This is a genomic window from Streptomyces sp. HUAS MG91 (assembly GCF_040529335.1).
Taxonomy (GTDB): domain Bacteria; phylum Actinomycetota; class Actinomycetes; order Streptomycetales; family Streptomycetaceae; genus Streptomyces; species Streptomyces tabacisoli.
The window spans coordinates 7,368,418-7,392,641 of record NZ_CP159534.1; the positions used below are offsets into that span (position 1 = coordinate 7,368,418).

Consider the following 24,224-nt stretch of genomic DNA (forward strand, 5'->3'; position numbering starts at 1 on the left):
ACCCTGATCGATCAACGGGAGGCGCCGTGTCACGTTCTCTGAGTTCCGGGCTGCGCTCGCTGCAACCGGCCGCTTTCGGCGCCGAGCCCACCGGTGCGCGCCTGGAGCGCATCAGAAAGTCGCCGAACTTCGCGGACGGCTCCTTCCAGAACCCGGAGGGCGCCCGCACCCGCCCCGACGGCTCCATGATCGAGTTCGCGAAGGTCTACTTCCGCAAGGAGGAGCGCGTCCTGCGCGCCCCCGCCGGGACCGTGCCCGTGCACCCCACGACCCTCGCCGACCTGTCGAAGCCGTCGGCGAGCGGTCTGCGCATCACGTGGATGGGCCACTCCAGCGTGCTGGCGGAGATCGACGGGGCGCGGGTGCTCTTCGACCCGGTCTGGGGCGACCGCTGCTCCCCGTTCGCCTTCGCGGGCCCCAAGCGGCTGCACCCCGCGCCGCTGCCGCTCGCCGCGCTCGGCCCGGTCGACGTGGTGGTGATCTCGCACGACCACTACGACCACCTGGACATGCCCACGATCAAGGCGCTGGCCGACACCGACACCGTCTTCGCGGTGCCGCTCGGCGTCGGCGCCCACCTGGAGCACTGGGGCGTGCCGGCCGACCGGCTGCGCGAGCTGGACTGGCACGAGGAGACCCAGGTCGCCGGGGTGACGCTCACGGCGACCCCGGCCCGCCACTTCTGCGGTCGCGGCCTGCGCAACGCACAGCACACGCTGTGGGCGTCGTGGGTGGTCACCGGGCCGGACCATCGCGTCTTCCACAGCGGTGACACCGGCTACTTCCAGGGCTTCAAGGAGATCGGCGCGGAGCACGGCCCGTTCGACGTCACCATGATCCAGCTCGGGGCGTACTCCGAGTACTGGCCGGACATCCACATGACGCCCGAGGAGGGCCTGCGCGCCCACCTCGACCTCCAGGGCGGCCCGGTGTCCGGGCCGATGCTGCCGATCCACTGGGGGACGTTCAACCTGGCGCCGCACCCGTGGACCGAGCCGGGCGAGCACTCCGTCGACGCGGCCCGCCGCGCCGCCGCCCGGCTCGCCCTCCCGCGCCCGGGCGAGCCCTTCGAACCGTCGGCCGAGCACCTGCCCGCCGACCGGTGGTGGCGACAGGCCGCCGCGGTGCCCGCGGGAGGCTGGCCGGTGGCGGACGCGGGGGAGGCGGAAGTGGTGGTGGCGGGGTAGCCGCCGGCGCGGAGGCACCGACAGCGGACGATTCCTAGGGCCTGTCCGGCGGATCAGGTCGGCGTGCCAGACCCCGCGCCCGCGACAAGATCCGCCGGACAGGCCCTAGAACGGACGGGTCAGCAGGTCGAGAAGCCAGAGGATCGCCGGGAGACTGAGGACGACGCCCCAGAACCCGCTCACGCAGAAGGCGGCCAGGGCGATTCCCAGCCAGGCCGCCCGGGTGGGAGCGAGCACGCGAGAAGGATCCTGGGGGTCGTACCTGATCTCGTCGCGGCATCCTCGCAGCGCCGGGTGCGCGGTGATCTCCTGGCCGTCGAGGGTGCGGAAATGGGCGACGCAGCTGTTGGTGGCCTCCATGAAGGGGTCTTCCTCGTAGGTCGCGCGCACGGTGACACCCCGCCGCCACATCACCCATCGCGTGTCCAGGTCGGCCATGCCCACCCACATGCGCAGCAGCGCGATTCCCGCGGGAAGCAGCAGCCAGGCCAGAAGTCCCAGGAAGGGATCAGGCGGCAGCCACACGACCAGGGGGAGCCCCAGGACCACGTAACAGAGCGCACGCCGCCACCACGGGCTGCCGCGCAGCACCCGGTCGCGGAGACCGGCGAGTGCGCGCAGGGGCCACGCCCGCGTCGAATGCCGTTGCAGCGGTGGCCGGTTCCCCGACGCGTCCGCGTCACCCATGACCGCCTCGATCTCCGCGCCGAGCGCGGCGACCGTGTCCCTGTTGCGGTGCCGGACCGTCAGGGCCGTGTCGCCCCGGTCGTCGTCGAAGAGCAGGACGGACAGTGCCGTGTCGGCCACTTCGACCCGGCGTATCCGCGTCCCGGGCACGACGACGGTCGTTCGCCCCCGTCTCCAGTGCAGTGCACCCGGCTCCACCCATACCCGAGTACGGCCGTCGGCCAGGACAACTCCCGCAGCGGGCCCGGTGTTTGATTCCCCCATGGCAGAGGATCGTAGGGGCATCGAGCGCCGGACGCGTTGGCCGTTTTCCTGATGTGGGCGGCGGCACATACGGTCCGCGTGATCTCCCACCAGGGTTGCGCACGGAGAGAATGGCTGATCGTCGGCGGACGCCACCGTGGCACGATCTGGTCCGAATACCGGGTGGACGACGTCGATCTCGCCCCTCTCCTCGACGACGACGGCGGTCCGTTGACGTTCGCCCGCTGGTACACCGCCTGGCTGGAGAAGGCCGAGATCCCGGCGCTGACGTAGGCCCCTCGGTCCGCGAGCGGTGCCGACGGGTATTCCTCAGCCCTTGCCCAGAGCCCGTTCGAGGAGCGGCAGCAGCCGTTCCCAATGCCGCTCCAGGCCCTTCGCGTCGAACGCCGAGGTGTCCGACATGGTGAAGCCGTGGATGGTGTCCGGGTAGATCTCCGCCGACGCGGTGCCGCCCGCCGTGGTCAGCGCCTGTTCCAGGGCGTCCAGGGACTCGGGAGTCATGTCGCCCTCGGCCAGGCCGAGATGGATCTCCCCGGCGATCTCGGAGAACCGGCGGTGCGGGCTGTCCGGCGCCTCCGTGACCAGCGCCGCGGGATGGAACCCGGCGACGGCCGCCACCCGGTCGGGGTGGGCCGCGGCGGTGCGCAGGGCCAGAGCGGCGCCCATGCAGTACCCGACCGCGGCGACGGGACCGTCGGCCACCTCGGCCCGCTCGGCGAGGAACGCGAGGTAGGCGTCGGCGTCCCGCAGAGCGCGCTCGGCGGTGTGCGCCTCGATCAGCGGCCACAACGTCTCGAACAGCACGGGCCGGGAGGCCTCGTCGATGTGCTCGGGGAGGTCGACCACCGGGGCGGGGCCGCTCCGGTAGAAGACGTTCGGCACGAGCACGTAGTAGCCGTGGGACGCCAGCTCGCGGGCCTTGCGCTCCAGCTCGGGGCGCGGACCGAAGGCGTCCATGTACAGCAGCACCGCGGGGTGCCGAGAATCGCGGTCGGGGAAGGCGGCGAAGGCGTCGGCCGTGCCGTCGGGAGTGGGGATCAACCAGGTTTCGGTGAACAAGTTCTTCCTCTCCTGTCGAAGCCCCAGGCTAGCCCCGGTGCCGATAGAAACCCCAGGCCGGTCCCGGTGTCCGCACGGCTGACGGGTTCTCACCCCGCAGGCCGCGCACTCGCCGCCACGCAGAACTCGTTCCCCTCCGGGTCCGTCATCACGACGTGATGGCCGTCGAAAGCCGCCACGATCGTGCCGCCGGCCCGCACCAGCCGCTCCGCCTCCGCCACGATGCGGTCCCAGCGCTGCTCCGGTGAACCGTGCCCCGGTACCCGTACGTCGATGTGCAGCCGGTTCTTCGCCGTCTTCGGCTCGCGCACCTTCAGGATCGACAGCCGTGGCCCGACCCCGTCCGGATCGCACAGCCACGCGCCGTCGTCCTCCTCCTCGTCCTCGGGCGGCCCGAAGGAAGCGAGCCACTCCTCGCGCGTCGCGAACGGCGCGGGCGGGGGCTCGTCCACGTAACCGAGCACGGTCTTCCAGAAGTCGGCGAGCACGGTCGCGTCCGCGCAGTCGAGCGTGAGGTCGAAGTGGGTGGTCATGGGAGCCGACCGTACGCGCGCCCGCTGACAATCCGGACCGCCGCACCGCAACCCCGCCCGATATCGCTCTGCAGTGCGAGGACTCATACCAGAGCGGGACCTCGACCGTCCGAGTTTGGCAACTGCCCACCGCACTTACGACGTTGCCGACTACCGTGAGTGGCCGCCGAGCGACGCCCGGTCGTCGCCACGTGCCCTCATCAGCCCGGACCCGAGACCCCCACACCTGAGAGCCCGAGGACGCCGCATGTCTCAGCTTCGCCAGCCGGCCGCACGCGCAGACCGCCGTGAAGGCGGTCGGCACGGCAAGCCGGCCGGGCGGGCCGCCGCGCCGCGACCGGCGGAGACCCACATACGGCCACAACTCCTGCGCATCGCCGTACTGCCCTCGCTCGCGGTGGCGCTCGGCGCCTGCGCCGCCGTCATCTTCCTCGTACGGTCCACCGGCGTACGCCCCAGCACCGAGCTGTGGGCGGTGCTCACCGGAGCCTGCGTCGTCACGTCGGCGGCCATCCTGATCGCCGCGGTGGCCGCCGACCGCACGGCCTCCGCCGTCCACGAACGGGTCGTCGGGCTGCGCCGCGCCAGCGCCCGCGGCCAGGCCGAACTGCGCGGCCTGGTCGAGCTGCTGCGCAAGGGGGAGGAGCCGCCGCCGCGCCGCGCCCCCAAGGCCCCGCCGCCGGGCGCCGACGACTTCGACAAGCTCTCCGCCGACCTGGCCCGCGCCCAGGACGTCGCGGTCACCGCCGTCGTGCAGGCCACCCAGCTCTCCAGCCAGGCGGGCAGCCAGCAGAAGGTCGAGGTCTTCGTCAACCTGGCACGGCGACTGCAATCCCTGGTGCACCGCGAGATCTCGATCCTCGACGAGCTGGAGAACGACGTCGAGGACCCGGACCTGCTCAAGGGCCTGTTCCACGTGGACCACCTCGCGACACGCATCCGCAGGCACGCCGAGAACCTCGCCGTCCTCGGCGGCGCCGTCTCACGGCGCCAGTGGAGCCACCCGGTGTCCATGACCGAGGTGATGCGCTCCGCCATCGCCGAGGTCGAGCAGTACTCCCGGGTCAAACTCGTCCCGCCGATCGACGGGACGCTGCGCGGGCACGCCGTCGCCGACTGCATCCACCTGCTCGCCGAACTCGTCGAGAACGCCACGGTGTTCTCCGCCCCGCACACCCAGGTCCTGCTCCGCGCCAACCTCGTGACCTCCGGGCTCGCCGTCGAGGTCGAGGACCGCGGCCTCGGCATGCCGGTCACCGAGCAGAACAAGATGAACGCCCTGCTCACCGACCCCGACCAGGTCAACGTCGCCAGCCTCCTCCAGGACGGCCGGATCGGCCTGTTCGTCGTGTCCCAGCTCGCGCGGCGGCACGGCATCACCGTCCGGCTGCAGACCAACATCTACGGGGGAGTCCAGGCCGTCCTCGTCCTGCCGCAGGACCTGCTCGGCTCCGAGGACGGCGAGCGCGCGCCCCGGGTGCGCAAGGCCACCGCCGCGGCGACCGTCGACAGCGTGCTGGGCCCGCAGGCCGCCGCCGCTGTCGCACCCCCGCCGCCCGCACGGCAGGCACCGACCCCCGTACGACAGACCCCGCCCGCCGCGCCGCAGCCGTCCGTCGCGGCCCCGCGCCGGGCGCAGCCGGAGACACCTCCCGTCCCTCCCGGTCTCCCCAGGCCCCTGCCCCAGCGCGTCGCCGGCAGCACCCGCCCCACCCCGGCCGACGCCGTGCCCGGCATCCGGCCCGAGGACCGCGAGACCGCCGCCCAGAGCGCGGAGGCCACGCCCCCACCCCTGACCGGCTCCGTGCGCGGCACCATCGACCGGCCCCAACTGCCCCGGCGCCGGGCCCAGGAACACCTCGCCCCGCAACTGCGCGGTGGCCCCGCACCGCGCCAGGACGACGATCCGCCCGCCGGGCACGACCCCGGGCTCATGGCGGCGTTCCAGCGCGGCATCACCCTCGCCGAGGCGGCCGATCCGCGCGAGGTGCCGTACCGCGACCCGCGGGACGAGGACGGGAGCAGCGCATGACGCCCCGCCACGCGCGCGTACGCCGCGAGGAGATACCCGCCGGACCCCCGCCCCTCACCCCTGCTACCTCCTGCCCCGCCCCTCCCTCACCCTCTCCCGCCTCTCCCGCCTCTCCCGCCTCTCCTCCCTCCCCCCTCACCTCCTCTCCTCCCTCTCCCCCCACCACCCCTTCCCCCGCCTCTCCCGTGTCCCCGACCACCAGCACCACACCGAGCAGTCCACCAAGGAGTCGATCCCTCATGGCGAGCGATGTGCCGACGGGTCATGTGTCCGATCTCGACTGGCTGATGAGCGGCCTCGTCCAGCGCGTACCCCACACCAACAGCGCCGTGCTCCTCTCCTCCGACGGCCTCGTCAAGTCCGTGCACGGGCTGGACACCGACAGCGCCGACCACATGGCCGCACTCGCCTCCGGCCTCTACTCGCTGGGCCGCAGCGCCGGCGTCAGGTTCGGCGACGGCGGCGACGTACGACAGGTCGTCGTCGAGCTGGACTCCGCGCTGCTGTTCGTGTCGACCGCGGGATCCGGCACCTGTCTCGCCGTCCTCGCCGGACGGGAGGCCGACGCCGCCGTCCTCGGCTACGAGATGGCCATGCTCGTCAAGAGCGTGCGGCCCTACCTGGTGACAGCACCCCGGCAGACCCCGGCCGAGCCCACGGCGATGAGGAATTGAGGGTGGCGGCCCCGCAGGACGGGCCGTGGCTCGACGGTGCGGCAGGCCGCCTCGTACGCCCCTACACCGTCAGCAACGGGCGGACCCGGCCAAGCACATCGCTCGATCTGCTCACCCTCGTCATGGCCACCGGGACGACCCCCCTCGGCTATCTGGGGCCCGAGCACGGTCAGGCGCTCGAACTGTGTGCCCGGCCCACATCGGTCGCGGAGATCGCCGGACATCTGAAGCTCCCCGCAGTCGTGACCAAGGTGATCCTGTCCGACCTCGTCGACTGCGGGGCGGTCACCGCCAAGCCCCCCACGTTCCACGAAAACCCCACTGACCGGTCCCTACTGGAGGCAGTGCTCGATGGACTACGACGACAGCTCTGACCTGTTCCCCACCGCACTGAAGATCCTGGTCGCGGGCGGATTCGGGGTCGGCAAGACGACCTTCGTCGGAGCGGTCAGCGAGATCGCTCCGCTCAGCACGGAAGAGCTGCTCACGACGGTCAGCGCCGACACCGACCATCTCGACGGCATCGAGAACAAGGTCGAGACGACGGTCGCGATGGACTTCGGCCGGATCACCCTGGACCCCGAACACGTGCTCTACCTCTTCGGCACGCCCGGCCAGGAACGCTTCTGGTTCATGTGGGACGAGCTGTCCGAAGGCGCGCTGGGCGCGGTGATCCTCGCCGACACCCGCAGGCTGGAGGACTGCTTCGCCGCCGTCGACTTCTTCGAGGAGCGCGGCATGGGATTCATCGTGGCGGTCAACGAGTTCGACGGCGCCTACCGCTACGAACCCGAGGAGGTGCGCGCCGCCATCGACCTGGATCCCCGGGTGCCCGTGGTGCGCTGCGACGCGCGCATCTCCAGCTCAGGCATCCAGACCCTGCTCACCCTCGTCCGGCATCTGCTGGCCCACGCGGCGCCGGCGGCCACCGGCTACGGAGCCCACACATGACGTACGACGCGACCGGTCGTCTGCTGCTGACGCCCGCCGACAAGGAGGGACCCGAGCGGGCCCGGCAGCTGCTCCGGCTCGATCTGGGCCGGCGGCCCGAGGCCGACTTCGACCTGTTCGCGGACCGGCTCGCCGAGGTCACCGGTGCGCCCTACGCGATGGTCAACTTCCCCGACGAGAAACGGCAGTTCTTCGCCGGCCTGCACACCCCGGCCGGCGGCAGGCGCGGCGGCCGGCCGATCGCGGCGAGCCGTTCCCTGGCGCGCGAGCACGGTTACTGCCCGCACGTCGTGGCGCGGCGCAAGGCGCTCGTCCTCGACGACGTGCGCGACTACCCGCGGTTCGCGGGCAATCCGGTGGTCGACGAGATCGGTATCCGCTCCTACCTCGGCGCTCCGCTGCTCGACGACCGTACGGGGCTCGCGCTCGGCACCGTGTGCGTCGTCGACACCGAGCCGCGCCTCTGGGGCCGTTCGGGACTCGCGACCATCAAGGAGATGGCCGGTGAACTGATGGACATCGTCCGCGAACGCGGTCACCCGGCCGGGTGAAAGCACGGAGAAATCCTCCCGCGCGCACCCGAGTCGGCCCGCCCGGGGCGCGGGCCTCGCGGGGCCTGTAGGAAAGCTGCGGCGGCGCTTAAGAAAACCTCGATGGACCCGGAGAGCCCTGGTAGGGAAGAGTCGGGGGCGGCGGCGGAGGACGGCCGCCACCCCCCTCTGCTTGCTACGCGGGTGGCCGCGTGCTGCCCGCGTGCGCGACGACAGGAGCCGAGCCGTTGAAGGCGCTGGTCAAGGAGAAAGCCGAACCGGGACTGTGGCTGACGGACGTGCCCGAACCGTCCATCGGCCACGGCGACGTACTGATCAAGGTGCTGCGCACCGGGATCTGCGGCACCGATCTGCACATCCGCGCCTGGGACGGCTGGGCGCAGTCGACCATCAGCGCCCCGCTCGTCGTCGGCCACGAGTTCGTCGGCGAGGTCGTCGGGACCGGCCGTGACGTCTCCGACATCGCGATCGGCGACACCGTCAGCGGCGAGGGCCACCTCGTCTGCGGCAAGTGCCGCAACTGCCTCGCCGGACGCCGCCACCTGTGCCGCGCCACGGTCGGCCTGGGCGTGGGCCGCGACGGCGCGTTCGCCGAGTACGTGGCACTGCCCGCCTCCAACGTCTGGGTGCACCGGGTCCCCGTGGACCTGGACGTGGCGGCGATCTTCGACCCGTTCGGCAACGCCGTGCACACCGCCCTGTCCTTCCCGCTGGTCGGCGAGGACGTCCTGATCACCGGCGCCGGGCCCATCGGGCTCATGGCCGCGGCGGTCGCCCGGCACGCCGGTGCCCGCAACGTCGTCATCACCGACGTCAGCGAGGAGCGCCTGGACCTCGCCCGCAAGGTCGGCGTCAGCCTCGCCCTGAACGTCGCCAACTCCACCATCGCCGACGGCCAGCGCGAACTCGGCCTGCGCGAGGGCTTCGACATCGGCCTGGAGATGTCCGGCAACCCGACCGCGATGCGCGACATGCTCGCCAACATGACCCACGGCGGCAAGATCGCCATGCTCGGCCTGCCGTCGCAGGAGTTCGCCGTCGACTGGGCCCGGATCGTCACCTCGATGATCACCGTCAAGGGCATCTACGGCCGCGAGATGTTCGAGACCTGGTACGCGATGTCGGTCCTCCTGGAGGGCGGCCTCGACCTCGCCCCCGTGATCACCGGCCGCTACGCCCACACGGACTTCGAGGCGGCCTTCGACGACGCGGCGAGCGGCCGGGGCGGCAAGGTCATCCTGGACTGGACCGTTTGATCTTCGGCTCACTCGCCGGGCGCTGGACCCGTCCCTGAACTCCCCTCGCTGACAAGGACCCACGGCATGTTCGACAACGTACGCGAAGACCTCCAGGCCACCCTCGACGAGATCGTCGCCGCGGGCCTGCACAAGCCCGAGCGGGTCATCGGCACCCCCCAGTCCGCCACCGTCGGCGTGACCTCGGGCGGCCGCCCCGGTGAGGTGCTGAACTTCTGCGCCAACAACTACCTCGGCCTCGCCGACCACCCCGAGGTCATCGCCGCCGGTCACGCGGCCCTCGACCGCTGGGGCTACGGCATGGCGTCCGTCCGCTTCATCTGCGGCACCCAGGAGGTGCACAAGGAGCTGGAGGCGCGCCTGTCCGCCTTCCTCGGCCAGGAGGACACGATCCTCTACTCCTCCTGCTTCGACGCCAACGGCGGCGTCTTCGAGACCCTGCTCGGCCCCGAGGACGCGGTGATCTCCGACGCCCTCAACCACGCCTCGATCATCGACGGCATCCGGCTGTCCAAGGCCAAGCGCTTCCGCTACGCCAACCGCGACATGGCCGACCTCGAGGCCCAGCTCAAGGCGGCCTCCGGCAGCCGCCGCAAGCTCATCGTCACCGACGGCGTCTTCTCCATGGACGGCTATGTCGCCCCGCTCGTCGACATCTGCGACCTCGCCGAGCGCTACGACGCCATGGTCATGGTCGACGACTCCCACGCGGTCGGCTTCGTCGGCCCCGGCGGCCGCGGCACGCCCGAGCTGCACGGTGTCATGGACCGCGTCGACATCATCACCGGCACCCTCGGCAAGGCGCTCGGCGGCGCCTCCGGCGGCTACGTCGCGGCCCGTGCCGAGATCGTCGCCCTGCTGCGCCAGCGCTCGCGCCCGTACCTGTTCTCCAACAGCCTCGCCCCGGTCATCGCCGCGGCCTCCCTGAAGGTCCTCGACCTCCTGGAGTCCGCCGACGACCTGCGCGAGCGGCTGGCCGCCAACACCAAGCTGTTCCGTACGCGGATGACGGAGGAGGGCTTCGACATCCTCCCCGGCGACCACGCCATCGCCCCGGTGATGATCGGTGACGCCGCCGTCGCGGGCCGCATGGCCGAGCTGCTGCTCGAACGCGGCGTGTACGTGATCGGCTTCTCCTACCCGGTGGTCCCGCAGGACCGGGCCCGCATCCGCGTGCAGCTGTCCGCCGCGCACTCCACCGAGGACGTGAACCGCGCCGTGGACGCCTTCGTCGACGCCCGTGCGCAGCTCGCCTGACCGGTTTGGGACAATAAAGGCATGATCGAAGCGCGGCGGCTGCACATCCTCCGTGCGGTGGCCGACCACCGCACCGTCACGGCGGCTGCCGCCGCGCTCTATCTGACGCCCTCCGCGGTCTCCCAACAGCTCACGGCCCTGGAGCAGGAGACCGGCCACAAACTCGTCGAGCGCGGTGCCCGCGGCGTACGGCTCACCCCGGCCGGCGAGATCCTGCTGAAGCACACCAACGCCGTCCTGGCCCAGCTGGAGACGGCCGAGGCGGAGCTGGCCGCGTACAGCACGGGCGCGGCGGGCACGGTCACCGTCGCCTCCTTCGCGACCGGGATCGGCCTGGTCGTGGGCCCCGCGCTGGCCCATCTGGCCAGGACCGCACCCGGCATCCGCGTCCGCGTCCAGGACGCCGAGGGCGACGCCAGCCTGCCGATGCTGCTCGACCGCCGGATCGATGTCGCCGTCGCCGTCGAGTACCGGGGCGCGCCCGGCGCCGACGACGACCGGATCACGCGCGTGCCGCTGTACGCCGAGCCGTTCGACGCCGTGCTGCCCGTCGCGCACCGGCTCGCGGACGCCGAGTGGGTGCCGGTCGCGGACCTGGCCAAGGACACCTGGATCGGCCCGTACCCCGGGAACCCCTGCCACGACGTCGTGGTCCTCGCCTGCGAGCACGCCGGATTCTCCCCGCAGTTCGAGCATCTGTCCGACGACTTCCGGGCGGTCGTCTCGCTCGCCTCCGCGGGCGGCGGTGTCGCGCTGGTGCCGCGCTCCGCGCTGCGCGGCATGGATCTCGCCGAGGTCGTCGTCCGGCCCATCGACGGCGTGGTGCCGACCCGCAAGGTCTTCGCCGCGGTCCGGCACGGCGCCGAGACCCATCCGCTGATCCGCCCGGTGCTCGACGCACTGGGGGAGGCCGCGGCGGCCTGAGCACACGCCCGCAGGGAACGCCTGCACCCGGCTCCGCGGAGCCGCACCTTCTGGCCGGACGGCGTCGACACGCGGCGTGCCCTACAGTGCCCCGCCCGCCGTGTCATGGAAGACCTCCGGCCAGTACACGTACTCGTCCAGGTCGTCCGACTCCCGGCAGGCCTCCGGATCGCACGCCGCCAGGGTCGTCAGCATGATCTCGGCGAGATGGACGTAGAAGTCGTCGGCGCGGCCCTTGAGGTCGTAGCGCTCCACGACGTCTCTCTCCACCCCGTGCATCCACAGCGCGAGGGCCAGCGTGGAGATGTCGGCGTTCATCGGCGTCAGCCGGTCGTAGGTGCACGGCGCGTGGTGGACGGCGCCGGTGCGGCCGTCGAGCACCACGTCCACGTCCTGCGGGGTGCTGCCCAGGTACAGCCACTGGTCGGCGTCGGCCACGGGCGGGCGGTCGGCGACGTCCTCGTACAGGTGCCGCAGTTCCGGATCGCGGGCGGACTCCGCGTGATCCTCGGCCAGAGTGCGCAGCGGGGCGTCCGGCGACCCGGCGGCGGAGAACGACGGCGCCTCTTTCGGCAGCCCGACCTCGACGAGGAACCGCCGCGTCGGCTCGTGCACGAGCGCGGACGGCAACTCGTCCGGCGTGAAGCGCCGCACGCCGTCCGGCCCGAACACGTCGTCCAGCGCCCGCGCGGGCAGATCCAGCAGCAGCCCGCGCCCCGGCGCCGCGATCAGCGCCAGCGGCTTGACGACCGCCACGATCCGCCACAGGTTCGGCAGCCCCAGCGGCCACCGCTCCGGCCCGCTCCCGGCACCCCAGTCCTGCGCGCCCCAGGCCTCCTCGCGCAAGCCCGAGACCAGCCGCTCGCGCGCCTCCCGCACCACCTCGGGCCCCGCGCGCCCGGCCAGGTCGGCGAACCGCCCGCACCGTCCGTCGAAGTCCGCGACCGTGCCCACCAGACGGCGCAGCGACTCCATCGAGGGGGCCAGCGGATGCACCTCCGCATGGCGCGGGTCGTACATGTCGAGGAGGTACACCCGGTCCGAGCCGGGGTCTCTGACCACCTCCTGCTCCAGGGGCAGGAACTGCCCGACCACATCGAGCCCCGCGATGTACGGATCGAGTCCCGCGGGATCGAACTTGTCCGGGACGAACTCCACCGCCCGCCGCACGACAGCCCCCGCCGCGCATAACGCCACCAGCGCCGATCCCTGCCCCATGAAGACCCTCACCCCGTCGTGGACCGTGAACGGCGTCCACCGTAGTGGCGGCCTCTGACAATTCCGCCGACTCCACGTGACCACCGCACACGACCCGCGTAACCTGCTCGTTTCATATGTGGGATACCGTGCCGAATATGAGACGCGAGAGTGAGCCGCCCCGGAGCGGCACCGATGCGGAGGCCGACCCCGTCGACACCAGACTCGGCGCCCGCCTGTCCGAGCTGCGGGCCGAACACGGCTGGTCCCTCGGCGAGCTGGCGGACCGCAGCGGAGTCAGCCGGTCCACCCTGTCCCGCGCCGAGCGGGCCGAGATCAGCCCGACCGCGGCCCTCCTCAACCGGCTGTGCGCCGTGTACGGGCGGACCATGTCGCAGCTCCTGAGCGAGGTCGAGTCCGCGCCGGCCCAGGTGGTGCGCGCCGCCGACCAGCCCGTCTGGCGCGACGACGCCAGCGGCTTCCTGCGCCGCTCGGTCTCCCCGCCGCTCACCGGACTGCGCGCCGAGATCGTCGAGGGCACCCTGGAGCCGTACGGCGACATCGCCTACGACCGCCCGCCCGTGCCCGGCCTCGAACAGCACATCTGGGTCCTCGACGGCCTCCTCGACCTCACGGTGCAGGGCGTCACCCACCGCCTCGCCGCGGGCGACTGCCTCCGCTTCCGGCTGTGGGGCCCCACGCACTTCCACTGCCCCGGCCCCGACCCCGTCCGTTACGCGCTTGTGGTGGTGCTCCCATGACGACCCCGGTCCTGCTGACCCCCGCCGACTTCCCCTCCTGGACGACGCCCCTGGGCGAGCTCCTGCTGGACGTCGTCGCGGGCGGCGGCTCCCTCGGATTCCTCGACGGACTCACCAGGGACGAGGCGATCGCCTGGTGGCGCGACCTCATCCCCGCCGCCACCCGCGGTGACATCGCCGTCTGGGCCGTACGCGACACCGACGGACGCTGCCTCGGCACCGTCACCCTCGGCTTCAGCGCCATGCCCAACGGCCGGCACCGCGCCGAGGTGCGCAAACTCATGGTGCACAGCGCCGCCCGCGGCCGGGGCCTCGGCCGCGTCCTGCTCACCACCGCCGAGCGCGCCGCCGCCGACCGCGGCATCACCCTGCTCGTCCTCGACACCGAGACCGACAGCCCCGCCGAAGGCTTCTACCGCGCCGCCGGCTGGCAGCGGGTCGGCACGATCCCGGACTACGCGACCGATCCCGCCGGGGTGCTGCGGCCCACGACGCTCTACTACAAGCACCCGGAAAGGCGGACCGGAACCGCGGCCTGACAGGGGTCCGGCGCCTGCGTCTCGTGCCTCTGTTCGGGTAGCGGCATGAATGGGGGACTCCGGGACAGGGGAGGTGCAGGCCAGCACACGCCGACCGCGCACCGGGTCCGCCGGACCGCCGAGAAGGAGCCGCCCATGTCTGCCGCCGAACCGACGTACACCACCAGCGCGCTCAGTACCGGCGACGGCGCGGCCGTGGCCACGTACACCTGGCTGCCCGCGGGCGGCAGGCCGCGCGCCTTCGTGCAGATCGCGCACGGCGCCGCCGAACACGGTCAGCGCTACGACCGGTTCGCCCGCCACCTCACCGCCCACGGCTACGGCGTCATCGCCTCCGACCACCGCGGCCACGGCGCCACCGCCGCGACCACCGGCGGCTACGGCGTCACCGACGACGGCGAGCCCGGCACCGTCGACGCCTGGGTGTCGATCATCGAGGACCTGAAGGCCATCGGCGACCAGGCCAGGGCCCTGCACCCGGACGTCCCGTTCGTCCTCCTCGGCCACAGCCTCGGCTCGCTGCTCGCGCGGGACTACGCCCAGCGGTACGCGGACGACCTGGTGGGCCTGATCCTCACCGGGACCTTCCGCTCCCTGCCCGGCGCTGACAACGAGGGCTCGATCGCGGACCTGGAGAGCCAGATCGCGCGCGACGGCCGAGCCGCCCCGTCCTCCTACGTCCCCGACCTCTTCACCGCCTTCAACGACCCCTATGAGCACCGCACCGGTTTCGAGTGGCTCTCGCGGGACGAGGCCGAGGTCGACAAGTACGTGGCCGACGAACGCTGCGGCTTCCCGTTCTCGACCGGCCTGTCCCTGGACTTCGTGCGCGCGGTGCGCCGCATCAACGACCCCGCGAACCTCGCCCGTATCCCCGCCGACCTGCCGATCCACATCGCCGTCGGCACCGAGGACCCCTGCAACCAGCGCATGACCCTCGTCCACGAACTCCTCGAAGATCTCCGTTACGTGGGTGTGGAGGACCTGAGCTGGAAGGGCTACGAAGGCGCCCGCCACGAGATCCTCAACGAGACCAACCGCGACGAGGTCCAGGAGGACCTGACCGTCTGGCTGGACAAACGCGTGCCCTGACCGGCCTCGGCGGGCCGTTGTCAGTGGGCTTGGCTACGGTTCCTTCCATGCCGGACGCCGACGACGTACGCACCATCGCCCTGTCCCTGCCGGACACGACGGAGAAGATCGCCTGGAGCATGCCCACGTTCCGGGTGGCGGGCAAGATGTTCGCCACGCTGCCCGAGGAGGAGACCTCGATCGCCGTGCGCTGCCCCAAGGTGGAGCGCGACGAGCTGGTGCGGGCCGAGCCGGACAAGTTCTGGATCGCCGACCACGAGGCGTCCTTCGCGTGGGTGCGCGTCCGGCTGGCCGCGCTCGACGACACCGACGAGCTGCGCGACATCCTCGCCGACTCCTGGCGCCAGGCCGCACCGACCCGACTCGCCGAGTCGCACCCCGAATTGGGCGTGGTCACCGCGGACTGAAATCGGCTGGGGCGGGCGGGGGAGCGCGTGACATCATCCGCCCGTCGGGGAGGATCACGCGGCGCCGGGGCGGACGCCGCACGGGCGGGAGGAGCCGGGGCGGGAATGAGGGGCACAACAGCGCGGGGCCGCAGCGGCGGCCGCGGCATCTGGTCACGGGACTTCGGACTTTTCTTCACCGCACGGGCCGTCGCCAAACTGGGCGACACCATGCTGCCCGTGGCGCTCGCCGCCGGACTGCTCCAGTACGGGTACGGAGCGGGCGCCGTCGGCCTCGCGATGGCGGCGTCCGTCGCCTGCTTCGCCGGGCTCGTCATCTTCGGCGGGGTGATCGCGGACCGCTTCGACACCCGCCTCCTCATGATCGGCGCCGACGCCACCCGCCTGGTCACGCAGTCCCTGGCCGCCGTCATGTTCTTCACGGGCCATGTCGTGCTCTGGGAGATCTGCGTCATCGGCGCGGTCAACGGCACGGCGTCCGCGCTGTTCCAGCCCGGCGTCGCCAGCACCGTGCCCCGCCTCGCCGACGACGTCCAGGCGGCGAACGGCGCGATACGCGTGGCCGAGTCGGGCTCCCAGCTCGCCGGCCCGGCCGTCGCGGGCATGCTCGTCGCGTTCGTCTCCCCGGGCCTGGTCTTCGCCGCCCACGCGGGCACGTACGCCCTGAGCGCCCTGTGCCTGCTGCTCCTCAGACTCCCTCCGGCGCCCCCGGACGACAGCCCCGCGCCGACGGCCACCACGTTCCGCACCGAACTGGTCGAGGGCTGGCGGGAGTTCCGCTCCCGTACCTGGCTCTGGGGCGTGATAGCCGTCTGGTGCGTGCTCATGATCGGCGCCTTCGGCCCGGCCGTCCCGCTCGTCGCCACCCAGATCACGCAGGAACACGGCCCGCGCGCGTACGGCCTGGTCAACTCCGCGCTCGGCGCGGGCACCGTCATCGGCGGCCTCGTCGCCCTGCGGCTGCGCCCGCGCCGGATGCTGCGGGCCGGCTCCCTCGCGCTGTTCTCCTTCGCCCTGTTCCCGGCGGTGGTCGGCGCGGGTCTGAGCGTCCCCGGGATGATGGCGGGCTGCGTGGTCGCCGGCGCCGGCATGTCCTTCTGGGGCGTGATGTGGGCGACCAGCGTCCAGACCCAGGTCCCGCGCGACGTCCTCAACCGCATCCACGCCTACGACGTCGCGGGCTCCCTCGCCATGCAGCCCGTCGGCCAGGCCCTCGCGGGCCCGGCGGCCGCCGCCTTCGGTACGCACCACGTCCTGCTGACGGGCGGCGCGGTCACCCTCGGCTGCGCGGCCGTGCTGCTCCTGATCCCGGCCGTCCGCGGCCTCGTACGCGCCGACGCGACGCCCGTACGATCCCGTCCCGCCGCCCCCGGAACCCCCCTGCCGGACCTCCCCGGACCCGTGACACAGGCCCCGCCGCCGGCCGGGACCAGACACACGCCCTAGGCCGGAACCCCCGGGACGCCCACGTCGAGAAAACCGCTGATGCGCTCCCGCAGCGACGCCGCGTCGAGCCCGTGCGCGGCGACGTGCTCGTCCACCGACCCGTAGCGCCGCAGCTCACGCCGCCCCACTCCCAGCCCGAGCACCCGATGGGGCACATCGGCGAGCGCGTCGTTCGCGGCCCCCGTGGAGGTGCCCGCCAGGTAGGGCTCGACGAGCACGACATCGGCGGCACTCGCTCCCACGGCCCGCCGCAGCCCGGCCGCGTCGAAGGGCCGCACGGTCGTCGCGTAGAGGACGCTCACGTCGAGCCCCTCGGTGGCGGCGAGCACCTGGTCCAGCAGCGGCCCCACGGCGACGACGACGCCCCGCCGCCCCTCCCGCACGGTCAGCAGATGCTGCCCGTCGACGGGCAGGGCCTCCCGGTTGGCCTGCACGGACAGCCGTACGTACACCCGCTCGTCGCCCGCCCCGATCGCCTGCCGCAGCAGCACCTCGGCCTCGTCGGGATGCCCCGGCACCTGCACGCTCCACCCGTCCAGCGTGTCGAGCAGCGCCACGTCCCCCGGCGCCATGTGGGTGAAGCCCCCGCCCGACACGTCGTACGAGGCACCGGCGCTCACCAGCACCCCGCCCAGACCCTGATGCCCGAAGTCCAGCTTCACCTGCTCGAACGGCCGCTCCACGAGAAAGCTCGCGAACGTGTGCAGGACGGGCCGCATCCCGGCGAGCGCGAGCCCGGCACCGGCTCCGACGAGCAGCTGCTCCCTGATGCCCACGTTGATCACGCGGTCCGGATGACGCCGCTGGGCCTCGAGGAACGGCACGAGGCCGATCTCGGCGAGCACGACGGCGACGCGGGGATCCTCGTCGAGGATCCGGGAGACGACAGGGGCGAAACGATCACGCATGGTGTCCACGGCAGGACGTCCTTTCGGGGTTGCTGTGCGGTGACTCAGAACTTCGGCTCGACCCGCGCGACGACCGCGCGGGGCCGCCCGGGATGCGGGGCGGTGAAGGCCTCGTACAGGGCGGAGTGATCACGCCCGTCGACGGTCGCTGTGGACCAGCCGGCCACCTCGAACCGGGCGGCGATGCCCCCGGTCGTGCCGTACGTGGCGGAACCGTTGTCGATCACGACCGTCCGCAGCTGTTCGAGGCCGACGGCGCCCGCGAAGGCGATGGCCTCGTGGTTGCTGCCCTCGTCGAGCTCGGCGTCGCCGACCAGCGTCCACACCTTGGGCTCCGTACGGCCCTGGGCGCGGAGCCCGAGCGCGGTCCCCACGGCGATCGGCAGCCCGTGCCCGAGCGACCCGCTGCCGATCTCCGCGCCCGGCACCAGCATCCGGTCCGGGTGCTGCCCGAGCGGCGAGGCGAACTCCCCGAACCCGCTCAGCCACTCCACGGGCAGGAACCCCTTCGCGGCGAGCACGGCGTAGTAGGCCATCGGCCCGTGCCCCTTGGAGAGCAGGAAACGGTCGCGCCCCGGATCGTCGACGGTCGCGGGCGTGACCCGCAGCACCCTGTCGTACAGCACCCACAGCACGTCGAGGGTGGAGGTGGCGGAGGGCCCGTGCTTCTCGTCGCCGGTCATCAGCCGCATGAGGCGGGGGAGGTCGGTGTACTGGTGGGCGTTCTGGTCCGGGGCGCGTTCTGTACTCACTGTCATACTCGGCACCCTGCAACCTCAAGCAACCTTGAGGTCAACCCCGAACCCACGCCCCGCCCCGAAAGGGATGCGCGACCACGGCCCCGAGTGCGGTATGGTTTCCGTGCGCGTTCGGCCCGGGGAAACCCCAGGTCAGCGAGTATCGGGACGTGGCGCAGCTTGGTAGCGCACTTGACTGGGGGTCAAGGGGTCGCAGGTTCAAATCCTGTCGTCCCGACTAGTTCGATCTATCGAACGTCGCAGGTGAAGGGCCGTTTTCGAACGGCCCTTTTTCTGTTTTGCGGGAGCTTCCGGGTGAGGCGTCGAAGCTGATCAAGAAGGTAGCCTCACGCAACGGAGTCGATACCTCACGCGTCGTAGAATGCAAGCAGAATGCCAATCCGAAGACTGGCCAAGTCCTCGTGATTGAGTCGGAGAGCGTGTGAGCCGCGTTCCGCTGGGAGATCCCGTGAGCAGCGTCAAACCTTCATGGTCCGAGCGTGAGTTGCCGGCCTTCTTCAAGCGATGGCGCACAGAATGGAAAGACGAAACGCTCGGGCCGGGCAGCTACCTCGACTTCGAGGGCGGACTGCGGTTCGTTCTGGCCGCCGCCTGGATGTTCTGCCCTGAGACGATCGAGTATCGCGGCTGCGTATTCCTCAAGGACCGGTTTCATCGGAGCACTGTCGACGGTTGGTTCTCAGAGCTGGGCGACGATCGGAAGCGCGTCGAATCCGTCGCCAACCATGTCGAGTTGTGGGACACCTTCCTCAACACCCCGTTGGCGGACGGCGATCAGTTGGGAGAAGAACTGCCCCAACTGGCCGTGGCGCTGGGGGAGTGCTGGCAGGGAGTCCTGTCCGCGCGTTACCCGGATCGCGAGATCACTGTCGGTGTGAGCGACGAGGAGGACGGCTCCTACGGGCCGACCGTGACCTTCTGGACGTCTTCCACGGAATCCGCCTCCCGGTAGCAGAGGCCGGTCCTGTGCGACCCGGCGCCACCCCGCCGCGGAAAGCGCAACTCAGGCTCGTCCGGCAAGTTGGCTCGGTGGCCGCTGGGGCCTCAGAGGAAAGCAGGCGGAATGTCCTTCTCGATGCGCAGAGCCGCAGGACGCCTGCCGACCAACGGTGAACACCTCACTCCACCGGCGCTCGCCACCGACGCCTGACATCTCGGGGAGGGAGAGCCCTTCGGCCGAGGCCCGACGTGCCATGCGTCATCAGCCGGTGCGTGTCGGTGTGTTGCACATGCAATAATCACCGGGCCCCTGGGGGGAGGGGCCATGGGGGTGCGCCCAAATTCGGGCGGGTCAGGCGGAGTTCATACCTCGTCGTACACAGCTGCCCGTACCTCTCTCTGCAGGCTGACATGTATGCGAGAGACGAGGTACGAAGTGCGAAGACAGTTCGCGCAAAGGGGCTTCGCGGCCACCGCGCTGGCGACGGCGGCGGCCGTCCTGGCCGGGTTGATGCACGCTGCTCCCGCGGCGGCCGACGAGCCCGGTGACAACCCGGCGGACCCCTACCAGAGGACCGTCCGGATCAGCCTGGGCGCCCAGGCCCGCCAGGACCGCTGCCAGGTGGCGCGGGCCGTCCACTACGGCGGCCCCGAGATGAAGGCCCTGGCCGGGACCAGGCTCGCGGGCTCCGACGCCGACCTGCGCAAGGTCGTGGCGGACTGGACCTTCGGCGAGCTCGGCCAGGCGCAGGACCGGGACAAGGCCGCCGGGCTCGACTACCTAAACACCTTCCGGGCCCGCCAGGCCAAGTTGGACGCGGACAACAAGCCCTACGCGGCGACCAATTCGCAGGGCGGGCGGGACTATCACGCGCCGGAGTTCGGCGGTGACATCGTCGCGTTCACCGTCGGCACCCAGCAGGACCTGTACTACCGGACCTGGGAGAACCCCACGCCGCCCGCCGGGAAGGCGAGCGTCGACAAGGCCAAGGAGATCTTCGACGACCTGTCCACGCCGGACGACGCCTGGGCGACGGCCTACAAGCCGTTCGCCGGGGACGAACTGTTCGGCGTCGGCGGCAAGGGCCCCAGCTCCGCCAACGACATAGCGACCTTCCTGCGCTTCGGCGGCTTCCCGACCAAGGCACCCGAGCCGGACTCCCTGGAGTTCCGCTCGGAGGTCGAGGCACTGAAGGTCGCCTGGGCCGGCTGCGACAGCGCCAACCCCATCGACCACTACCGGGTGCTGACCGGGCCGGTCACCCAGGCGTACACGGAGTGGGAGGCCGAGTACGCGGGCCAGGCCCCGATGCGCAAGGCGATCGGCGCCGCCGAGCTGTCCGCCTCCAAGGAGGTGCGGACCGCCACCGACGCCATGGTCGAGGCGATCCGGCAGGCCTGGCAGGCCGACCAGATCCTGTACTGGCAGAAGTACTGGGCCGCCCACAAGGACTCCATCAACTATCCCAAGCCGGCCGCCTTCACGACGGCATCGGCAAGCCTCAGCAAACTCAAGGTCTCCGTCGTCAGCCAGGTCAAGGTGGCGGACGAGGCCGTGGCCCGGGCCAAGACCGCCTCGGACACCGTGACCACGCAGCAGACGGCCGCCTGGACCGTGGCGGACAACGCCAAGCTCCCGCGCGGCCGGGGCCTGATGCAGGCCCAGCAGTCGGTGCAGGTCACCAAGGCCTCGTACGCCGCCGCCCAGGCAGCCGCGAAGACCGCGCTGACCGCGTCGAACGCGGTCAAGGCGACGGCCGCCGACGCCCAGACGCTGCTCGCCCTCGCCAAGACGCAGTCGCACGCGCTGAACACCGAGTTCCGCAAGGCCGCCGCCCTCGAGGCGATGAACCAGGCGAAGGCGGCCGCCGCGGCCGCCGACCAACAGGCCAAGGACGCCGCCGCCAACGCGGCGACCGCGAAGAAGGCCCGCGAGACCGCCGAGAAGGCCGAGCAGACCGCCAGGACGGGCGCCGCGGAGGCCAAGCGGCAACGGGGCATCGCGGAGACCGAGAAGGCCACCGCCGAGCGCGAGCGCGACAACGCGGCCCGCGAACGAAAGAAGGCCGGCGACGCGGAGGCCCGCGCCCAGACCGAACGGGACGCGGCAGGCCGGGCGCTCGCCTCGGCCCAGACCGCGGGCGCGACGGCGTCCGACAAGCTCGCCGAGGCCGAGGCCGCCGAGCGGCGCGCCTACGACGCCCGTAACACCGCCGTACGAGCCGAACGCGACCGGGACGCCACCGCCTCGCGGGCCGCTGCCCTGGAAGCCGCCGCGGCGGCCGCCGAGGGTTCCGACGCCGCGGTGGAGACCCGGCAGGCGGCGACCGAGGCCCGTACCGCCGCGAACAGCGCGGCGTCCGCCGCGACCCGCGCCCGCTCGGCCGCTGACGACGCGTCCGCCGCGGCCGTGAACGCCCGTGCGGCCGCCACCCGTTCCGACGCCGCCGCCCAGCGTTCCCGCGCCGCGGCCGAGGCCTCATGGGCCGCCTACACCAAGACCCACCAGGCGGCGCAGACCGCGCACGCGGCGGCGGCCGAGGCCATCGACGCTGCGGGCGCGGCCAAGCAGAACGCCGACAACGCCGAGGTGGAGGCCAAGAAGGCCCAGGCCGCCGCCATCAAGGCGCGCCAGGAGGCGACCGCCGCGCAGGCCGAGTCCGTCCGGACCGCGCTCTGGGCGGCGAAGACCGCGGGCTACGCCTACGCCACCGGGCAGGCCGCACAGGCTGCCCGGGATGCCGCGAACGCGGTGGCCAAGGCGGCCGACACGGCCATCGCCGTGGGCTCCCCGTACCGGGAGACCGACACCTCGGCGGCGTTCGCCGTCCTCGTCGGACAGACCTCCAAGACGCTCGCCGAGCAGCAGGCCTCGGCGGCCAAGGCCAAGGCCGACGAGGCAAACAAGGCGGCGGCCGACGCGAAGGCGCTCGCCGACAAGGCCGCCGGCGACGCCAAGATCGCCCTCCAGGCCGCGGCCGACGCCGCGGGCTACGCGGTCCAGGCGCTCAAGTCCGTCGCCGCGGCGCGTGCCTCGGCAGCGGCGGCGGCCACCGACGCGGCGGCCGCGAAGAAGGCCGACGCCAACGCCCAGCAGTACGACATCCAGGCCGGCACCGACGCCGTGGCGGCGGGCAACGCAGCCAACGACGCCGAGAGCGCGGCCGCGCAGGCCGACCGCGAGGCCACCGACGCGGAGCGGGACGCCGCGAGCGCGCGTCAGGCGGCTTCCGCCGCCGAGGCGGATGCTTCCGCCGCCGGTACCGTCGCCACCGCCGCGGAGTCCGACGCGACCAGGGCGGAGACGGCGGCGTCCAACGCCGACGGCGCCGCCAAGGACGCCGACGCCGCCGCCACCCGTGCCGAGGAGGCCGAGCGCAAGCGTCTGGCCGAACTGCGCAAGGAACGCGCCGATGCGGCGCCCGACATGGGCCCCGAGCTGAGCCAGGACGAAGAAGCGATCCTGCTTCGCATGTGCGGGCAGGAGTGCGTGGACCAGTACCGGGCGGCCCGCGCCCTCGCGGGCCAGGACCTGCTCGCCTGGGTCAAGGAGAACGGCGGTGCCATCCTCCTCGACTTCATCGGCTGGACGGACCTCAAGAACTGCCTGACCAAGGGCGACCCCGAGAGCTGCCTGTGGACGCTGGTCAACGCGGTCAGCGCGGCCATTCCGCTCACCAAGATCCCGGCGGTCGGCAAGGCCATCGTCCGGATCACCGGCGGCGTCGTCGGCTTCTTCGAGAAGTCGGCCAAGGCCAAGAAGGTCATCAAGAACCTCGAGAAGATCATCGAGAAGGCCAAGAAGGAGCCCGACCTCCCGTCCTGTGTGAAGAAGCCGCTGAAGTCCGCCGCGACGGCCAGAACGGCGTCGTTCGCCGCCGCGGCATCGGCCGCCGACGGGCCGGACATCTGCGGGTACGACCCGGGCGACGAACTGCCCTTCGAGATCCTGGACAAGATCGACGAGACCTACGGGCCGGACGTGTCGGACGGCGTCGAGTACCAGTGGCGGCGGATGATGGGCGACTCCAAGGAGGCCAAGGACCACAACATCCCCGGCGTGGGACGCGACCTGGACTCGATGGCGAAGTACTTCGAGAAGTGGCGCGGCAAGGGAACCCACAAGGACTCGAAAACGGGCAACCCGGTCGCCTACGACGAGGACAAGGGGTGCATCGTCATCATCACCAGCCGTTTCATCCACGCGTACAAGATGACCGAGGCGGACTTCCTGAGCGGCCGCTACGTGAAGAACTAGCCGGACCGGAAGCGGATCAGGAACAGGGACAGAGACAGGAAGCGGAGCGGTACACATGAGGACACGGATCAGGCTCACCCCCGACGAGGGCGGTGAGGCCTTCGTCGCACGGCTCGCGCCGTCACAGGCGTCGGCGCTGCGCGAGGCGCTGATGCTGCTGCGCTCCGGGGAGTCCGGTGACGCGGTGCTCGCGCTCCGGCTGGGCGCGGACCGTGCGACGGTGGACGACCTCGTCGACCGGCTCGGGGACGACGGCGGCCGGTCGCGGGACATCCCGTTCTCGGCTTCTGAGCTGCACACTCTGCACAGTGCCCTGACCGCCGTGGCGACCATGTTCCTGGCCCACGGGCGGTACTTCTCGGAGGAGCCCTTCCACGAGCGGATCGGCTGCTACCGGGAGGACGCCGACGCCCTGGCGCTCGGCATCGCGGACGCGCTGATCGAGGCCCGCCCGCAGCCGGGTTCCTGACCCGCCCCGCCTCCCTAGGCTCCACCCCGGCCGGAACCGGGGTGGAGCCCTCCCGCCGGCCGTGCTCCTCGGGCG

General features: G+C 72.0%; 23 protein-coding genes, 1 tRNA gene and 1 pseudogene. 19 read left to right on the forward strand and 6 right to left on the reverse strand.

The annotated features are described in order from the left end of the window. Nucleotides 1–26 precede the first annotated feature (26 nt). Nucleotides 27–1,187 carry an MBL fold metallo-hydrolase gene (locus tag ABII15_RS33240; RefSeq protein WP_353945983.1) on the forward strand — a complete coding sequence of 387 codons (1,161 nt, stop codon included), beginning with the start codon at nt 27–29 and terminating at the stop codon, nt 1,185–1,187. Nucleotides 1,188–1,292: 105 nt separating this feature from the next. On the opposite strand, the gene ABII15_RS33245 is transcribed toward ABII15_RS33240, so the two are convergent. Beyond that, nucleotides 1,293–1,994: a hypothetical protein gene (locus ABII15_RS33245; RefSeq protein WP_353945984.1), complete on the reverse strand. Its 702-nt coding sequence runs from the start codon at nt 1,992–1,994 to the stop codon at nt 1,293–1,295. Between the two features lie 222 nt (nt 1,995–2,216). Here ABII15_RS33245 and ABII15_RS33250 point away from each other — a divergent pair. Next, nucleotides 2,217–2,411, forward strand: a pseudogene (locus ABII15_RS33250) (SMI1/KNR4 family protein); the annotation flags it as partial. Between the two features lie 36 nt (nt 2,412–2,447). On the opposite strand, the gene ABII15_RS33255 reads toward ABII15_RS33250, so the two are convergent. Next, complete coding sequence (locus tag ABII15_RS33255) at nt 2,448–3,197, reverse strand: alpha/beta fold hydrolase (RefSeq protein WP_353945985.1); 750 nt, start codon at nt 3,195–3,197, stop codon at nt 2,448–2,450. Nucleotides 3,198–3,286: 89 nt separating this feature from the next. Then, nucleotides 3,287–3,730: a VOC family protein gene (locus tag ABII15_RS33260; RefSeq protein ID WP_353945986.1), complete on the reverse strand. Its 444-nt coding sequence runs from the start codon at nt 3,728–3,730 to the stop codon at nt 3,287–3,289. A 247-nt stretch (nt 3,731–3,977) separates the two neighbouring features. Between ABII15_RS33260 and ABII15_RS33265 the strand changes: the two genes are divergently transcribed. The 8 genes from ABII15_RS33265 (at nt 3,978) to ABII15_RS33300 (ending at nt 11,375) form a co-directional block, all read left to right on the forward strand. Next, nucleotides 3,978–5,762 (forward strand): ATP-binding protein, encoded by a 1,785-nt coding sequence (locus ABII15_RS33265; RefSeq protein ID WP_353945987.1) that lies wholly within the window; start codon nt 3,978–3,980, stop codon nt 5,760–5,762. 239 nt (nt 5,763–6,001) lie between these two features. After that, on the forward strand, nt 6,002–6,436 hold the full coding sequence (locus tag ABII15_RS33270) for a roadblock/LC7 domain-containing protein (RefSeq protein WP_353945988.1): 435 nt from the start codon (nt 6,002–6,004) through the stop codon (nt 6,434–6,436). Nucleotides 6,437–6,438: 2 nt separating this feature from the next. After that, nucleotides 6,439–6,810: a DUF742 domain-containing protein gene (locus ABII15_RS33275; protein ID WP_353945989.1), complete on the forward strand. Its 372-nt coding sequence runs from the start codon at nt 6,439–6,441 to the stop codon at nt 6,808–6,810. Beyond that, nucleotides 6,788–7,387 carry an ATP/GTP-binding protein gene (locus ABII15_RS33280; RefSeq protein ID WP_351447086.1) on the forward strand — a complete coding sequence of 200 codons (600 nt, stop codon included), beginning with the start codon at nt 6,788–6,790 and terminating at the stop codon, nt 7,385–7,387. The genes ABII15_RS33275 and ABII15_RS33280 overlap by 23 nt, the downstream gene beginning before the upstream one ends. Then, nucleotides 7,384–7,938, forward strand: a complete 555-nt coding sequence (locus tag ABII15_RS33285) for a GAF domain-containing protein (protein ID WP_353945990.1) — start codon at nt 7,384–7,386, stop codon at nt 7,936–7,938. The genes ABII15_RS33280 and ABII15_RS33285 overlap by 4 nt, the downstream gene beginning before the upstream one ends. Nucleotides 7,939–8,165: 227 nt before the next feature. Beyond that, the gene (gene tdh, locus ABII15_RS33290) at nt 8,166–9,194 is read left to right on the forward strand and encodes an L-threonine 3-dehydrogenase (protein WP_353947282.1); all 1,029 of its coding nucleotides are present in this window, start codon (nt 8,166–8,168) and stop codon (nt 9,192–9,194) included. A 66-nt stretch (nt 9,195–9,260) separates the two neighbouring features. Then, entirely contained in the window at nt 9,261–10,451 is a 1,191-nt protein-coding gene (locus tag ABII15_RS33295; RefSeq protein ID WP_353945991.1) for a glycine C-acetyltransferase, read from the forward strand. Between the two features lie 21 nt (nt 10,452–10,472). Continuing rightward, a complete protein-coding gene (locus tag ABII15_RS33300) occupies nt 10,473–11,375 on the forward strand; it encodes a LysR family transcriptional regulator (protein ID WP_353945992.1) in 903 nt (300 codons plus the stop codon). 81 nt (nt 11,376–11,456) lie between these two features. Here ABII15_RS33300 and ABII15_RS33305 read toward each other — a convergent pair whose 3' ends face one another. Further along, a complete protein-coding gene (locus ABII15_RS33305) occupies nt 11,457–12,593 on the reverse strand; it encodes an SUKH-4 family immunity protein (protein ID WP_353945993.1) in 1,137 nt (378 codons plus the stop codon). A 137-nt stretch (nt 12,594–12,730) separates the two neighbouring features. Here ABII15_RS33305 and ABII15_RS33310 point away from each other — a divergent pair, with 137 nt between their 5' ends. The 5 genes from ABII15_RS33310 (at nt 12,731) to ABII15_RS33330 (ending at nt 16,817) form a co-directional block, all read left to right on the forward strand. Continuing rightward, entirely contained in the window at nt 12,731–13,333 is a 603-nt protein-coding gene (locus tag ABII15_RS33310) for a helix-turn-helix domain-containing protein (protein WP_353945994.1), read from the forward strand. Continuing rightward, nucleotides 13,330–13,872 carry a GNAT family N-acetyltransferase gene (locus ABII15_RS33315; RefSeq protein ID WP_353945995.1) on the forward strand — a complete coding sequence of 181 codons (543 nt, stop codon included), beginning with the start codon at nt 13,330–13,332 and terminating at the stop codon, nt 13,870–13,872. Before ABII15_RS33310 ends, ABII15_RS33315 begins: the two co-directional genes overlap by 4 nt. Nucleotides 13,873–14,007: 135 nt before the next feature. Next, the gene (locus ABII15_RS33320) at nt 14,008–14,964 is read left to right on the forward strand and encodes an alpha/beta fold hydrolase (RefSeq protein ID WP_353945996.1); all 957 of its coding nucleotides are present in this window, start codon (nt 14,008–14,010) and stop codon (nt 14,962–14,964) included. Between the two features lie 47 nt (nt 14,965–15,011). Then, nucleotides 15,012–15,371 carry an MmcQ/YjbR family DNA-binding protein gene (locus ABII15_RS33325; RefSeq protein ID WP_353945997.1) on the forward strand — a complete coding sequence of 120 codons (360 nt, stop codon included), beginning with the start codon at nt 15,012–15,014 and terminating at the stop codon, nt 15,369–15,371. Nucleotides 15,372–15,476: 105 nt separating this feature from the next. Next, nucleotides 15,477–16,817: an MFS transporter gene (locus tag ABII15_RS33330; RefSeq protein WP_353945998.1), complete on the forward strand. Its 1,341-nt coding sequence runs from the start codon at nt 15,477–15,479 to the stop codon at nt 16,815–16,817. Here ABII15_RS33330 and ABII15_RS33335 read toward each other — a convergent pair. Both ABII15_RS33335 and ABII15_RS33340 read right to left on the reverse strand, forming a co-directional pair. Beyond that, nucleotides 16,814–17,734, reverse strand: coding sequence for a transketolase (locus tag ABII15_RS33335; RefSeq protein WP_353945999.1), 921 nt, complete (start codon nt 17,732–17,734; stop codon nt 16,814–16,816). The two genes, ABII15_RS33330 and ABII15_RS33335, sit on opposite strands and share 4 nt — an antisense overlap. 35 nt (nt 17,735–17,769) lie before the next feature. Further along, nucleotides 17,770–18,483 carry a thiamine pyrophosphate-dependent enzyme gene (locus tag ABII15_RS33340; RefSeq protein ID WP_353946000.1) on the reverse strand — a complete coding sequence of 238 codons (714 nt, stop codon included), beginning with the start codon at nt 18,481–18,483 and terminating at the stop codon, nt 17,770–17,772. Between the two features lie 143 nt (nt 18,484–18,626). Here ABII15_RS33340 and ABII15_RS33345 point away from each other — a divergent pair. The 4 genes from ABII15_RS33345 (at nt 18,627) to ABII15_RS33360 (ending at nt 24,149) form a co-directional block, all read left to right on the forward strand. Next, nucleotides 18,627–18,700: transfer RNA gene (locus ABII15_RS33345), tRNA-Pro, on the forward strand. A 231-nt stretch (nt 18,701–18,931) separates the two neighbouring features. Then, entirely contained in the window at nt 18,932–19,435 is a 504-nt protein-coding gene (locus ABII15_RS33350) for a hypothetical protein (protein ID WP_353946001.1), read from the forward strand. A 402-nt stretch (nt 19,436–19,837) separates the two neighbouring features. Then, nucleotides 19,838–23,680, forward strand: a complete 3,843-nt coding sequence (locus tag ABII15_RS33355; protein WP_353946002.1) for a hypothetical protein — start codon at nt 19,838–19,840, stop codon at nt 23,678–23,680. Nucleotides 23,681–23,735: 55 nt separating this feature from the next. Further along, entirely contained in the window at nt 23,736–24,149 is a 414-nt protein-coding gene (locus ABII15_RS33360) for a hypothetical protein (protein WP_353946003.1), read from the forward strand. Nucleotides 24,150–24,224: the final 75 nt, after the last annotated feature.

Excerpts from the sequence above, each read along its gene's own strand:
- ABII15_RS33260 (WP_353945986.1), bottom strand. The coding sequence starts at position 3,730 with ATGACCACCCACTTCGACCTCACGCTCGACTGCGCGGACGCGACCGTG.
- ABII15_RS33265 (WP_353945987.1), top strand. The coding sequence starts at position 3,978 with ATGTCTCAGCTTCGCCAGCCGGCCGCACGCGCAGACCGCCGTGAAGGC.
- ABII15_RS33270 (WP_353945988.1), top strand. The coding sequence starts at position 6,002 with ATGGCGAGCGATGTGCCGACGGGTCATGTGTCCGATCTCGACTGGCTG.
- ABII15_RS33280 (WP_351447086.1), top strand. The coding sequence starts at position 6,788 with ATGGACTACGACGACAGCTCTGACCTGTTCCCCACCGCACTGAAGATC.
- ABII15_RS33285 (WP_353945990.1), top strand. The coding sequence starts at position 7,384 with ATGACGTACGACGCGACCGGTCGTCTGCTGCTGACGCCCGCCGACAAG.
- ABII15_RS33295 (WP_353945991.1), top strand. The coding sequence starts at position 9,261 with ATGTTCGACAACGTACGCGAAGACCTCCAGGCCACCCTCGACGAGATC.
- ABII15_RS33300 (WP_353945992.1), top strand. The coding sequence starts at position 10,473 with ATGATCGAAGCGCGGCGGCTGCACATCCTCCGTGCGGTGGCCGACCAC.
- ABII15_RS33305 (WP_353945993.1), bottom strand. The coding sequence starts at position 12,593 with ATGGGGCAGGGATCGGCGCTGGTGGCGTTATGCGCGGCGGGGGCTGTC.
- ABII15_RS33310 (WP_353945994.1), top strand. The coding sequence starts at position 12,731 with ATGAGACGCGAGAGTGAGCCGCCCCGGAGCGGCACCGATGCGGAGGCC.
- ABII15_RS33315 (WP_353945995.1), top strand. The coding sequence starts at position 13,330 with ATGACGACCCCGGTCCTGCTGACCCCCGCCGACTTCCCCTCCTGGACG.
- ABII15_RS33320 (WP_353945996.1), top strand. The coding sequence starts at position 14,008 with ATGTCTGCCGCCGAACCGACGTACACCACCAGCGCGCTCAGTACCGGC.
- ABII15_RS33325 (WP_353945997.1), top strand. The coding sequence starts at position 15,012 with ATGCCGGACGCCGACGACGTACGCACCATCGCCCTGTCCCTGCCGGAC.
- ABII15_RS33330 (WP_353945998.1), top strand. The coding sequence starts at position 15,477 with ATGAGGGGCACAACAGCGCGGGGCCGCAGCGGCGGCCGCGGCATCTGG.
- ABII15_RS33340 (WP_353946000.1), bottom strand. The coding sequence starts at position 18,483 with ATGACAGTGAGTACAGAACGCGCCCCGGACCAGAACGCCCACCAGTAC.
- ABII15_RS33355 (WP_353946002.1), top strand. The coding sequence starts at position 19,838 with ATGCGAGAGACGAGGTACGAAGTGCGAAGACAGTTCGCGCAAAGGGGC.
- ABII15_RS33360 (WP_353946003.1), top strand. The coding sequence starts at position 23,736 with ATGAGGACACGGATCAGGCTCACCCCCGACGAGGGCGGTGAGGCCTTC.